This window comes from Actinomadura luzonensis (assembly GCF_022664455.2).
Classification (GTDB): domain Bacteria; phylum Actinomycetota; class Actinomycetes; order Streptosporangiales; family Streptosporangiaceae; genus Nonomuraea; species Nonomuraea luzonensis.
This window is the reverse complement of sequence record NZ_JAKRKC020000001.1, coordinates 5,261,421-5,273,590: the sequence shown is the minus strand read 5'-3', so window position 1 is coordinate 5,273,590 and position 12,170 is coordinate 5,261,421. Positions and strand designations below refer to the sequence as shown.

10 protein-coding genes are annotated in these 12,170 nt (G+C 74.2%); 7 read left to right on the top strand and 3 right to left on the bottom strand.

Annotation, left to right across the window (positions count from 1 at the left end):
* Positions 1-57: 57 nt before the first annotated feature.
* Positions 58-1,053 (bottom strand): LacI family DNA-binding transcriptional regulator, encoded by a 996-nt coding sequence (locus MF672_RS25045; protein ID WP_242382330.1) that lies wholly within the window; start codon positions 1,051-1,053, stop codon positions 58-60.
* Between the two features lie 96 nt (positions 1,054-1,149).
* Between MF672_RS25045 and add the strand changes: the two genes are divergently transcribed.
* Complete coding sequence (gene add, locus MF672_RS25040) at positions 1,150-2,106, top strand: adenosine deaminase (RefSeq protein WP_242382329.1); 957 nt, start codon at positions 1,150-1,152, stop codon at positions 2,104-2,106.
* 6 nt (positions 2,107-2,112) lie between these two features.
* Here add and MF672_RS25035 read toward each other — a convergent pair whose 3' ends face one another.
* Entirely contained in the window at positions 2,113-2,964 is an 852-nt protein-coding gene (locus tag MF672_RS25035; RefSeq protein ID WP_242382328.1) for a phosphotransferase, read from the bottom strand.
* A gap of 133 nt (positions 2,965-3,097) precedes the next feature.
* Between MF672_RS25035 and MF672_RS25030 the strand changes: the two genes are divergently transcribed.
* Positions 3,098-3,352: a hypothetical protein gene (locus tag MF672_RS25030; protein ID WP_242382327.1), complete on the top strand. Its 255-nt coding sequence runs from the start codon at positions 3,098-3,100 to the stop codon at positions 3,350-3,352.
* A 102-nt stretch (positions 3,353-3,454) separates the two neighbouring features.
* On the opposite strand, the gene MF672_RS25025 is transcribed toward MF672_RS25030, so the two are convergent.
* Positions 3,455-3,685 (bottom strand): hypothetical protein, encoded by a 231-nt coding sequence (locus MF672_RS25025; protein ID WP_242382326.1) that lies wholly within the window; start codon positions 3,683-3,685, stop codon positions 3,455-3,457.
* 567 nt (positions 3,686-4,252) lie between these two features.
* On the opposite strand from MF672_RS25025, the gene MF672_RS25020 reads away from it, so the two are divergent.
* The 5 genes from MF672_RS25020 (at position 4,253) to MF672_RS25000 (ending at position 12,137) form a co-directional block, all read left to right on the top strand.
* A complete protein-coding gene (locus MF672_RS25020) occupies positions 4,253-5,539 on the top strand; it encodes a cellulose binding domain-containing protein (RefSeq protein ID WP_242382325.1) in 1,287 nt (428 codons plus the stop codon).
* A gap of 359 nt (positions 5,540-5,898) precedes the next feature.
* The gene (locus tag MF672_RS25015; protein ID WP_242382324.1) at positions 5,899-6,954 is read left to right on the top strand and encodes a ketoacyl-ACP synthase III family protein; all 1,056 of its coding nucleotides are present in this window, start codon (positions 5,899-5,901) and stop codon (positions 6,952-6,954) included.
* Positions 6,951-7,202 (top strand): acyl carrier protein, encoded by a 252-nt coding sequence (locus MF672_RS25010; protein ID WP_242382323.1) that lies wholly within the window; start codon positions 6,951-6,953, stop codon positions 7,200-7,202. Before MF672_RS25015 ends, MF672_RS25010 begins: the two co-directional genes overlap by 4 nt.
* Positions 7,203-7,221: 19 nt before the next feature.
* Complete coding sequence (locus tag MF672_RS25005; RefSeq protein WP_242382322.1) at positions 7,222-8,265, top strand: ketoacyl-ACP synthase III family protein; 1,044 nt, start codon at positions 7,222-7,224, stop codon at positions 8,263-8,265.
* 56 nt (positions 8,266-8,321) lie between these two features.
* Entirely contained in the window at positions 8,322-12,137 is a 3,816-nt protein-coding gene (locus tag MF672_RS25000) for a type I polyketide synthase (protein WP_242382321.1), read from the top strand.
* Positions 12,138-12,170: the final 33 nt, after the last annotated feature.

Here is a 12,170-nt window from a genome sequence, read left to right as displayed (position 1 = left end):
CCACGCAGTCATGCCTGCCCGCCTGTCGGCCGGGGGCCCTCCCTACCGCCGGCGGGCTCAGCGCGGCTCCTCGCAGCCGCAGCTCCGTCTCCTGATCAGGGGCGCGCGCGGGGCGGCCGGCGAGGCGGACGGGGTGAAGAGCAGGTCGACGGCCTGGCGCGCCATCGTCTCCAGCGGCTGCCCGGTGACGGTCAGCGCCGGGGCGGTGTGGGCGCTGTCGGGGCTGCCGTCCAGGCTGACGACCGCGACCCGGCCGGGGACGGGCAGGCCGGCGGCGCAGGCCCCGGACAGGACGCCGATGGCCTGCTCGTCCGTGGCGGCGACCAGTGCCCGCGGCACGTCGCCGGTGGCGGCCAGGCGGCGGATCAGGGCGTCCGCCTCGGCGCGGGAGTAGCCGGAGCGTAGCAGGGTCCCGCCGTCGCCGGTGGCGGCCCGCCAGACCTGCCGCCTGCGGCCCACGGGGCCGGTGTCCCGGGGGCCGGCCAGGAACGCGACGTCGCGGTGGCCGTGCGCCCGCAGGTGGGCGACGGCCTCCTCGACCGCGTGCTCGTTGTCGGCGGCGACCACGGGGGTCTGTCCGGCGGCGGGGCCGTTGTGCAGGTACGCGGCGGGCACCCCGGCTGTCCGCGCCATGGCGGCCACGTCGTCGTCGGCGTCGGCGGCGGTGATCACCAGGCCGTCGACCTGGGCGGCGAGGAAGCGCTCGACGAGGTGGCGCTGGCGTTCCGCGGAGTAGTCGGCGTTGCCGATCAGCATGAGCCGGCCGTGTCCGGCGAGCGCCCGCTCGACGTGCCGGGCCAGCGCGCCGAAGTACGGGTTGAGCGCGTCCGCCAGCACCAGGCCGACCACGCCGGTGACCCGTGAGCGCAGCGCGCGGGCGATGCGGTTGGGCCGGTAGCCGAGCTCGGCCGCCGCGGCCAGCACCCGTTCGCGGGTCGCGGGGGCGACCGGGCGGGGGCCGTCGTTCATGACGTAGCTGACCACGGCCGTGGAGGTGCCGGCCCGGCGGGCCACGTCGGCCAGGGTGACCGGCCTGCCTGCGGGAGTGCTCATGGTGGAGCATAGTCTCGCATCTAATCGATTAGACATGGCTTCCGGGCGATGGTCTAATCGTTTAGACACAGCCGCGCCGCCGCCGGAAGGACCCCCATGACCATCGGCCGCCACGACCTGCACTGCCACCTCGACGGCTCCGTCCGCCCCGGCACCGTCGCCGACCTGGCCCGCGAGCAGGGCATCACGCTCGACCGCCCGGTGGCCGAGCTGGTCGTCGCCCCGCCCGACTGCGGCAGCCTGTCGCGCTACCTCACCTACGTCGACCTGCCGCTCCAGGTGTTGCAGACGCCCGAGGCGCTGCGCCGGGCGGCCCGCGAGCTGGTCGAGGACTGGCAGGCCGACGGCGTCGTCCACGGCGAGGCCAGGTTCGCGCCGCAGCTCCACGGGCGGCAGGGCATGACCCTGGACGAGGCCGTCTCGGCGGTCGCCGCCGGCCTCGCGGACGGGCAGGCCGCGACGGGCGTGCGCACCGCGCTGCTGCTGTGCTGCCTGCGCCACCAGAGCCCCGAGGAGAGCCTGGCCGTCGCCGACACCGCGGTGCGCCGCCGCGACGTGGTCAGCGGGCTCGACCTCGCCGGCGACGAACGGCTCTACCCCGGCGCGCCCCACCGGCCCGCCTTCGACCTCGCGCACCGGGCCGGGCTGCCGTGCACCGTCCACGCGGGCGAGGCGGCGGGGGCCGCGAGCGTGTGGGAGGCGATCGACGTGCTCGGCGCCCGCCGGATCGGCCACGGCGCGCGCAGCGCCGAGGACGAGGCGCTGCTGGAGCGCCTGCGCCGCGACCGCGTCACGCTGGAGATGTGCCCGGTCAGCAACGTGCAGACTGGCGCGGTGCCGAGCCTCGCCGGCCACCCCGCGACCCGGCTGCTCGCCTCCGGGCTGGCGGTCACCATCGGCACCGACGCGCGCACCACGTCCGCCACCACCCTGGAGCGGGAGTTCGCCGCGTTGCGCGGGTCGGCCGGCTGGGGCGCCGAGGAGGAGCGGCAGGTCCAGCGGCACGCCGCCGCCGCCGCGTTCGCCCCGCTCGGCGGCGGCGTCCGCGCCTGACCGGCGTCACGGCCTCGACGGGTCGTGGCCGAGCGCCGCCCGGAGCTGGTCCAGCCACTCCGCGCCGAGCCGCCGCCCGTCCGGGAGCTGGTCGTCGCGGTCCCAGCGCCACGCCGTGATGATCGCCAGCACCAGGATGCGGCAGTCGCGCAGCAGGCCCAGGTCGGCCCCCGGGTAGTGCGCGCCGACGTCCTCGGGCGCGTGGGCGAGGTCGAACTCGACCGGCCCCCGGCAGCAGGTCTCCAGGTCGATGAACAGCGGCCCGTGCGCGGTGGCGAGCAGGTTGCCGGGGTGCGGCTCGCCGTGCAGCAGCTGCTCGGCGGCGGCGCCGCGGGTCCCGACGGCCGCGCCCAGGCGGGCGAGGACGTCCGCGAGGAGGCGGCGGTCCGCGTCCGGGAGCTCCGGCGTCCGGCCGGGGTCCGCCACGAGCCGGCGCGCCTGGCGTACGCGGTCGGTGAAGTGCGGGGCGGGCACGTCCAGCTCGCGCATCCCGGCGTGCAGCCGCCGGAGCGCGCCGGCGTAACCGGCCGGTGGGACGGCCCCCGGAGGCGCCGCGGGCGCGTAGTAGGTCCACAGCGTGACGACGAAGCCGTCGCGCTCGTACGCGCGAGGCTCCACACGCGGGTCCGGCACGCCCACCGGGCTCCCCGTCCCGGCGAGCCGCCGCGCCAGCTCGATCTCGAACGCCGAGACCTGCTGCGCCGCGGGCGCCACCCGGGCCAGGACGTCGCACGGCAGCAGCCGCAACGTCAGCTTGTTCGAGTTCTGCAGCACGGCCGCCTCGCCGGCCGCTAGACCCAGGGACGCGGCGACCGCCCTGGCCGCCGCCACCGCCCGCCGCATCTCCGCCGCCCGCACCGGCACCCCTCTCCCCGCCGGACCCTCCGGGCGGCACGAGACCGGCACCCTACCAAGCCGCCACGCGCCCCCGTCCCGGCGAACCCCGTGCGCGACCGGTTCACCGCCCGCCGGGTGTCGTAGGGTTTCGGCCATGGAATCCGTGGAGGACAGAATCGCACGGCTCGAGCAGCAGGTCGCCGAGCTCCAGCGGCACCTCGGCCTCGTCACGGGAGCGGCCGGCGCCGCCTCGGACGGTCCGGCGCTGCCGCCGGAGTTCCATGCGGCGTTGCGGGACGGCAAGACCGTCAAGGCCATCAAGATCTACCGGCAGGCGACCGGCGCCTCGCTGGTGGTGGCCAAGAGGGCGGTGGAGGCCATCCAGCGCCGCTCCGCTCTGGAGCGCTGACCCCCGCCGCCCGTCGATCACCGCACTGGGCGCGCCCAGGCCGGGAGTGGGCGCACGCGCTCCGGTTCGGGGTCGGGGCCGGGGCGCGTGCGTCTCACGGGGTCAGGCGTAGAGGAAGTAGTAGCGGTAGCGGGACTCCCACTGGCAGGAGTAGGAGTCCCACCAGCCCTGGGTGATGCCGTAGGCGCCGATTCGCTGGCACTCCGAGTAGTCCCTGAAGACGCCGGCCAGCCTCGCGGCCTCCGCCTCCGCCTGCGCCGGGGTGGCGCCGGTCGTCAACGACACTCCGAGGACCATGACGGCCGAGACGAGTAGAGCGCGTGCCTTTCGCATTCGTCCTCCTGCGACTGGGGAGATCATGCCGGTGGACATTATCACTTACTCCGCGCCAGGGAAATTGTCATCGGCCGCCGGTTTCCCGGGGGGCGGCGATGAAAGTTTCATCGCGGTAATCGGGGCCGGGCGGCCGTTGTTCCGGGGTGTTCACGGCGGGTGAGGCCGGTGTCACTTGATGGTCGAATTATGCGGGAGCTCCAGCTTTCGGAAACAATTTCCGGGGTGTTATACGACCGCCTGGGCGTGCCCTTGATCATCTGGGAGACTTTTCGCGCTTTGCGCCCTTAAAGTACGATTTAACCCGCTTTTCCCGTTCGCTTGGCACGGTACACGGAAAACTTTGACCTTCCTCACTTACGTGTCATATCGTCGGCCCGCCCATATCGATGTGAGCCGCGACACCCCAGCAGAACGTCGTTCTCGGGAGGCGCCCGGCCGGCGTGCCGATCGCGGCTGCCCCGGCACCGAACAGCGAACACGGACGGCCACCGGGGGAGCGGCGACCATCCGACCAACCGGAGTCGCACCATGCAAGCTCGAATCTGCAGGGCCGTGATCGTCGGCATGGCGTTGACCATGCTGGCCGCCGTCGGCGTGCCGGCGGCCTTCGCGCCGCCCGCGCAAGCCGCGCAGGTGATCACTGACATCGCCTACGCGCCCGCGCAACCGGCCGGCAGCAGGGGGCATCTGCTGGACCTCTACCTGCCGTCCACCGGGATCACGCCCCGGCCGCTGCTGATCTGGCACAGCGGCTCGGCCTGGACCAGCGACAACGGCAAGTCAGGCGCGGAGGAGATCGCGGAGGTCTTCAACCCGCTGGGCTTCGCCGTGGCCGGCGTGAGCGTCCGCTCCAGCTCCCAAGCGATCTTCCCCGCCCAGGTGCACGACATCAAGGCGGCCATCCGCTGGCTGCGCGCGAACGCGGCCACGTACCAGATCGACCCCAACCGCATCGCGATGATGGGCGACTCCTCGGGCGGCTGGCTGACGGAGATGGCGACCCTGTCCGGCGGCGTCTCGGCGCTGGAGGGCACCGTCGGCACCACCGGCGTCTCCAGCGCGGTGCAGGCGGGCCTGGCCTTCTACAGCCCGACCGACTTCCTGCAGATGAACGCGCAGAACCTGCCGACCGGCGGTCTCGACCACAACTCGCCCGCCTCGCCGGAGTCGCTGCTGGTCGGCTGCCCGATCCAGACCTGCCCGTCCGTCGTGGCGCAGGCCAACCCCATCACCTACGTGGACGCCAACGACCCGCCGCTGCTGTTCCTGCACGGCCAGGCCGACTTCCTGGTGCCGCACGGGCAGAGCGTCCTGCTCTACAACAGGATCAAGGCCCAGTGCGGGCACGGGACGTTCGTCTCGGTGCCCGGCGCGGACCACATGAAGGTCGAGATCATGGACCCCGCCCACTACGGCCAGCAGACCGTCCGCACCACGGCCGACTGCGGCGAGACCGTCAGCACCGGCACGCTCGACCCCACCTGGGCCAACTTCGCGACGTACCTGCGCGGCGGGCTCAAGCTCGGCACCTCCTGCGAGGTCACCTACTCCACCGGCGCGTGGAACGGCGCCTTCAACGGCAGCGTCGTCATCAGGAACACCGGCACGACCCCCGTCCAGGGCTGGGCCGTGAGCTGGGCCTGGTCAGGCAACCAGCAGATCACGAGCGCCTGGAACGCCACCGTGACCCAGACCGGCAACCAGGTGGTCGCCCGCGACGCCGGCCACAACTCCTACATCGGCCCCGGCTCCAGCCAGAGCCTCGGCTTCTCCGCGACCGCCACCGGGACGAACGACATTCCGGCCCAGTTCAAACTCAACAACCTCGCCTGCACGCGAGTGCCCGCCTGAGCCGCGCCCGCCGGGCCCCCGCCGAACAGGACGGGCCCGGCGGCGTTCTCCGGTCGTCCGTAATAGGGACGTCGCATTAATTGAATGCGCGGCACGGAGCGGAAAGCGCCATTCCCTAAATGCGCCACGTTCCGTCGGAAGCCGATCACGGAATGTCGCCGGTCGGATCGCGGCGGCTGATATTGCTTCTCCGGACGGGCCGTGCCTATCCTTGCCGGTGTCCGCCCGCCGGCTTAATTCCACGTTGTTCTCCCGGACCGGCCCGGGGCCGTTGCCGCCCGAGGGCCCGAAATCAATCGGATAAGCCGCCTTCCCCCGCCGGAGGCCGTTGTCCGGGTCGTCGATGAGTTAGGGGACGTGTGCGTACAACCAACATTTTCGTCAGGAGCCTCGGCGTCCACGTGCCGGAGAGCGTGAGCGTCGAGCACGCGGTCCGCGAGGGCTGGTACCCGGCCGCGGAGGCCGAGAAGTACCAGCAGCTCGGCGCGGCGGTGGCCGGCGACATGCCCGCGCCCGAGATGGCGCGGCGCGCCGTCGTGGACGCCTACGAGCGCTGGGGCGAGTCCTCGCCGCGCGAGCTGGACCTCCTGCTCTACCCGTCGGTGTGGCACCAGGGCCCGAACGGCTGGCAGCCCCAGCACTACCTGCAGATGCACCTCCTCGGCGGGAACGTTCCGGCGTTCGAGATCAGGAGCGGCTGCGTCGGGATGATCAGCTCACTGGAGCTGGCCGCGAGCTACCTGCACGCCGACCCCCGCCGGCGGACCGCCATGGTGGTCTCCTCGGACAACCACGGCACCCCCCTGGTGGACCGCTGGCGCATGACGCCCGGGGCGCTGATCGGCGACGCCGCGGCCGCCGTCCTGCTCGGCAAGGACCACGGCATGGCCGAGCTGCTGTCGGTGAACGCCACGGTGATCCCCGAGGCCGACGCGGTCAACGACGGCGCCTACCCCCTGTTCCCGCCGGACGCCACCGTCGGCCGGGGCCTCAGCTTCGGCGACCGGCACGAGGAGTTCCGCCAGCGGCTGCTCAAGGCGCAGGGCACCGGCATCCACCTGACCATCCAGAAGACGATGATGCAGCAGGTCGAGCAGACCCTGGACGAGGCCGGCATCGGGCTGGACGACATCACCCGGGTGGCCTTCCCGCACGGCCGCCGCGAGGACCTGGACGGGCAGATGTCCTGGCTGGGCATCGAGGAGGACCAGACGACCTGGGACTACGGGCGGCGCGTCGGCCACTGCGGCGCGGTGGACCAGTTCATCGCCTTCGAGCACCTCCTCGCGACCGGCGGGCTGGTGCCCGGCGACCACCTGCTCATGGTCGGGTTCGGCTCCGGCACGTCGGTCGCCGCGGCGGCCTTCCGGATCCTGTCCACCACTCCCGTGACGACGAGCGGAGCACGCGCATGACCGAGACCACCCAGCGGCTCGTCCGCTTCATCCAGGACAACCTCGTCCAGGACGGCGACGACATCGAGGTCGACGAGACGACCCCGCTCCTCGTGTCGGGCCTCCTCGACTCCCTGCGGACGGCCCGGCTGCTGAACTTCCTGCGCAAGGACCTCGGCGTCCGCGTCCCCGCCGCGAAGCTCGACCCGGACAACTTCCGGGACGTCGTCACCATCGTGGCGATGGTCGAAGAGCTCGAGACCGTCTGACCGGGGCGGGAGCAGAGCCATGCAGTGGGCGGACACCTACATCAGCGGAGTGGGAGCCTTCCTCCCCCGCAACGTCGTCAGCGTCGAGAAGGCCGTCGCCAAGGGCTGGTACCCGGCCGAGGAGGCCGAGCTGCACAACCTCGCCGGGGCCGCGGTCGCCGGCGACCTGCCGGCGCCGGAGATGGCGCTGCACGCCGCGCAGAGCGCGCTCAAGCGCAGCGGCCGCGCGCCGGCCGACCTCGACCTCCTCCTGTACGCCTCGACCTGGCACCAGGGCCCGGACGGCTGGCCGCCGCAGGCGTACCTGCAACGCCACCTCGTCGGCGGCGACGTCCTGGCCACCGAGATCCGGCAGGGCTGCAACGGCATGTTCATTGCCCTGGAGCTGGCGGCCAGCTACCTGCGGGCCGTCCCCGGGCGGGAGGCCGCGCTGCTCGCCGCCGCCGACAACTACGGCACCCCGCTGATGGACCGGTGGCGGATGGGCCCCGGCTACGTCGGCGGCGACGCCGCCTGCGCGCTCGTCCTGACCAAGGAGGAGGGCTTCGCGCGCCTGCTGTCGGTCTGCAGCACGACGGTCGCCGAGGCCGAGGAGCTGCACCGGGGCAGCGAACCCCTCTTCCCGCCGGGCGTCACCGTCGGGCGGAAGATGAGCTTCGCCGCCCGCAGCGACCAGTTCCGCCAGCAGGTCATGCCCAGGGGCGAGGCGAGCGCGGCGCTGTTCCACATTCAGCGGGCGCTCATGGAGGTCGTCGAGCAGGCGCTGGAGGAGAGCGGCATCGAGGCCCGCGACCTCACCCGGGTGGCGTTCATGAACTACTCCGAGGAGATCGTCGAGCAGCGGTGCATGGCCGTGCTCGACCTGCCGATGTCCCGCTCCACCTGGGACTACGGCCGCACCATCGGCCACTGCGGGGCCGCCGACCAGGTCCTGTCGCTCCACCACCTGCTCATGACCGGCCAGCTCGGCCCCGGCGACCACCTGCTCATGCTCGGCACCGGGCCGGGCGTGACCGTCTCCAGCGCCGTCATCAAGATCATCGAAACTCCTCAGTGGGCCTGACCGAAGGGAAACGAACGCAGATGGCCGACAGTCCGCGCGGAGCCGGGGTGGAACCGGTGGCGGTGATCGGGATCGGCTGCCGGTTCCCCGGCGACGCCCGCTCACCCGAGGAGTTCTGGGACCTGCTGTGCGCCGGCCGGAACACCACCCGGCCGCTGCCCGCCGAACGCTGGCGCCGCTACGAGACCCGCGGCCCCGAGTACGTCGCCGCGCTCCGCGACGCCGTGCGCCACGGCAGCTTCCTCACCGACATCGAGGGCTTCGACGCGGAGTTCTTCGGCCTGTCGCCGCGCGAGGCCGAGCTGATGGACCCGCAGCAGCGCCTGCTGATGGAGACCGCGTGGGAGGCGCTGGAGCACGCCGGCCTGCCCCCGCACACGCTGGCCGGCACCGACGCCGGCGTGTTCGTCGGCGTCTGCACCGACGACTACGGCCGCCGCCTGCTGGAGGACCTGCCCCAGATCGAGGCGTGGACCGGCATCGGCGCCGCGACCTGCGCCGTCGCCAACCGCATCTCCTACGCCCTGGACCTGCGCGGCCCCAGCATGGCGATCGACACCGCCTGCTCGGCCTCGCTCGTCGCGCTGCACCTGGCCGCGCAGAGCCTGCGGCTCGGCGAGAGCGACGTCGCCCTCGCCGGCGGCGTCAACCTGCTGGTCACCCCCGGCGAGACCCTCACGCTCGGCGCGGCGGGAGCGCTCGCCCCCGACGGGCGCTCCAAGTCGTTCGACGCCTCCGCCGACGGCTACGGCCGCGGCGAGGGCTGCGGCGTGATCGTGCTCAAGCGGCTGGCGGACGCGCTCCGCGACGGCGACCGCGTCCTCGCCCTCGTCGCCGGCAGCGCCGTCAACCAGGACGGGCACACCAACGGCATCATGGCGCCGTGCGGCGAGGCCCAGGCGCACGTCATGGCCCGCGCCTGCCGCCAGGCCGGCATCGACCCGGCCACCGTCGACTACGTCGAGGCGCACGGCACCGGCACCCGGCTCGGCGACCCGCTGGAGGCGGGCGCGCTGTCCACCGTGTACGGCGCCGGCCGGCCGCCCGGCGACCCGTGCCTCATCGGCTCGGTCAAGTCCAACATCGGCCACCTCGAAGGCGCGGCCGGCATCGCGGGCGTCATCAAGGCGGTGCTCGCCCTCCACCGCGGCGAGATCCCGCCGAGCGTGCTGGACACCCTCAACCCGGCCATCCCGTGGGAGTCCTCCGGCCTGCGCGTCGTCACCGAGCGGGCGGCCTGGCCGGAGCGCGGCCACCCCCGCCGGGCGGGCGTCTCCAGCTTCGGCTACGGCGGCACGGTCGCGCACATCGTGCTCGAACAGGCCCCGCCGGCCGGCCCGGCGCCCGCCGCAGGGCCGCCGGCGGGGGAGCGGCTGTTCCCGCTGTCGGCCGCGTCCGACAAGGCGCTGCGGCAGTACGCGGGCCGGCTCGCCGCCCACCTGGAGAGCGGGCTCGACCTGCGCTCCGCCGGGCACACGCTGGCGCTGCGGCGCACCCACCTGGCCGCCCGTGCCGTCGTCGTCGCGGCGGACCGGGACGAGCTGGTGGGCGGCCTGCGCAGGCTCGCCGACGACGTGCCGGCCGAGGCCGTCCTCACCGGCGACGTGCTGCCCGAGCCGGGGCCCGGGCCGGTCTGGGTGTTCTCCGGGCAGGGCTGCCAGTGGCGCGGCATGGGGCGGGAACTGCTCGAGGTGCCCGAGTTCGCGTCCCTGGTGGACGAGGTCGAGCCGATCTTCGCCGAGGAGATCGGCTTCTCGCCCCGGCGGGTCCTGGCCGACGGCGCCCTCGACGGCATCGACCGCGTCCAGACCATGATCTTCGTGATGCAGCTCGGCCTCGCCCGGCTCTGGACCGCCCACGGCGTCGTCCCGGCGGCCGTCATCGGCCACTCCGTCGGCGAGATCGCGGCGGCGGTGACGGCCGGCGCGATGACCGTCGCCGACGGCGCCCGGCTGATCTGCCGCCGCTCCCGGCTGCTGCGCCGGGCCGAGGGCAAGGGGGCCATGGTGATGGTCGGCCTGCCCTTCGAGGAGGCCGCCGAGCGGCTGGCCGGCCGCCGCGACCTGGTGGCGGCGATCGCGTCGGCGCCCGGCTCCACCGTGCTGTCCGGCGACGTCGCCGCGGTGGAGGAGGTGGCGGACCAGTGGCCGGCCGAGGGCATCGTGGTGCGCCGGGTGGCCTCGGAGGTCGCCTTCCACAGCCCCCAGATGGAGCCGCTGGCCGTCGAGCTGGCCGCCGCCACCGCCGGCCTGGCCTTCGGCGCGCCGCGCGTCCCCATGTACACGACCGCGCTGGCCGACCCGCGCGCGACGCCCGTCCTGGACGGCGCTTACTGGGCGGCGAACCTGCGCGACCCGGTGCGGCTGGCCGCCGCGACGGCCGCCGCCGCCGAGGACGGCCACCGCGCGTTCCTGGAGATCTCCCCGCACCCCGTCGTCGCGCACTCCCTCACCGAGACGCTCGCCGAGCACGGCTTCGAGGACGTGTTCGTCGGCACGACGCTGCGCCGCAACCAGCCGGAGCCGCTGACGTTCCTGCACGCGCTGGGCGCGGCGCACTGCCACGGCGTCGAGGTGGACTGGACCCGGCTCCAGCCCGCCGGCGGCCCCGCCGACCTGCCGCCGTACGCCTGGCAGCACCGCCGCCACTGGCGGGAGGCGTACGCCGGGGACGGCGACCGGGGCCACGACGTGGGCTCGCACGCCCTGCTCGGCGCCGGCACCGCCGTCGCGGGCAGCGGCACCCGGGTGTGGCGGACCGCGCTGGAGGACGCCAACCGGCCCTACCCCGGCAGCCACGCGCTCAACGGCGTAGAGATCGTGCCCGCCGCGGTGCTGGTCAACACGTTCCTGCGGGCGGCCGAGGGCGAGGACGTCACGCTCACCGACGTCGAGATGACGCACCCGCTGATGACCGCGGGACGCCGGCAGATCCAGGTCGTGCACGAGCCCCCGGCGCTGCGGCTGGCCGCCCGCACCCCGGCCGGGCCCGGCGAGCCGGAGCCGGACTGGCTGGTGCACGTCACCGCGGACGTGGCCGCCCCGCGCCAGGTGAAGCCCGACGTGCTGCCGGACGCCGGCGCGCTCGTGCCGTTCGGCACCCGTCATGTGCACGAGCGCCTGGCGGCGGTCGGCGTGCCGTCGACCGGCTTCGACTGGACGATCGAGACGCTGCTCGGCGGCGACGGCGCGCTCCGCGCCACGGTCCGCACCACGTTCCGCAGCACGCCGGGCACTCCGGAGGGAGCTGAGCTGGATGGAGACGGACCGGGGAGCTGGGCGCCGGCGCTGGACGCGGCGATGTCGGTCGCGCCCTGCGTGTTCCCCGGCGAGCCGGTGCTGCGCATGGTCGTGCACATCGACGAGGTGGTGCTGACCGGCCCGCCCCCCGCGACCGTGATCATCGACGCGGTCGTGGACCACGGCGCCGCCGACACCGTGCGGGTGCTCCTCGCCGACCCGGACGGCGCGGTCGTGGGGCAGCTCACCGGGCTTCGCTACCCGGTGATCGACGCGCCCGTCCCCGCCGAGGACGAGCCGGCGGAGGCCGCGGAGTCGTTCGCCGGGGTGGCGCCCGAGGAGCTGCGCGGGCGCGTCCTGCCCGAGGTCCGCGCGGAGATCGCGGCCGTGATGCGGCTGGACCCCGAGGACCTGGCGCTCCGGCGTCCCCTGGTCGAGCAGGGGCTCGACTCGGTGATGACGGTCATGGTGCGGCGGCGGCTGGAGAAGCGCTTCGGCCGGCGCCTGCCCGCGACCCTGCTGTGGCAGCAGCCCACGATCTCCGCGATCGCGGGCCACCTGGTGGAGCTGCTGACGGCCGCCGCCCCCGCACCGGAGACGGCCGGGGACGCCCCGCCCGCGGTCGGGGGCTGACCCCGGAGCCGCCGCCGGCCCGCGTCCCGGGAC

Excerpts from the sequence above, each read along its gene's own strand:
- MF672_RS25045 (WP_242382330.1), bottom strand. The coding sequence starts at position 1,053 with ATGAGCACTCCCGCAGGCAGGCCGGTCACCCTGGCCGACGTGGCCCGC.
- add (WP_242382329.1), top strand. The coding sequence starts at position 1,150 with ATGACCATCGGCCGCCACGACCTGCACTGCCACCTCGACGGCTCCGTC.
- MF672_RS25030 (WP_242382327.1), top strand. The coding sequence starts at position 3,098 with ATGGAATCCGTGGAGGACAGAATCGCACGGCTCGAGCAGCAGGTCGCC.
- MF672_RS25025 (WP_242382326.1), bottom strand. The coding sequence starts at position 3,685 with ATGCGAAAGGCACGCGCTCTACTCGTCTCGGCCGTCATGGTCCTCGGA.
- MF672_RS25020 (WP_242382325.1), top strand. The coding sequence starts at position 4,253 with ATGGCGTTGACCATGCTGGCCGCCGTCGGCGTGCCGGCGGCCTTCGCG.
- MF672_RS25010 (WP_242382323.1), top strand. The coding sequence starts at position 6,951 with ATGACCGAGACCACCCAGCGGCTCGTCCGCTTCATCCAGGACAACCTC.
- MF672_RS25005 (WP_242382322.1), top strand. The coding sequence starts at position 7,222 with ATGCAGTGGGCGGACACCTACATCAGCGGAGTGGGAGCCTTCCTCCCC.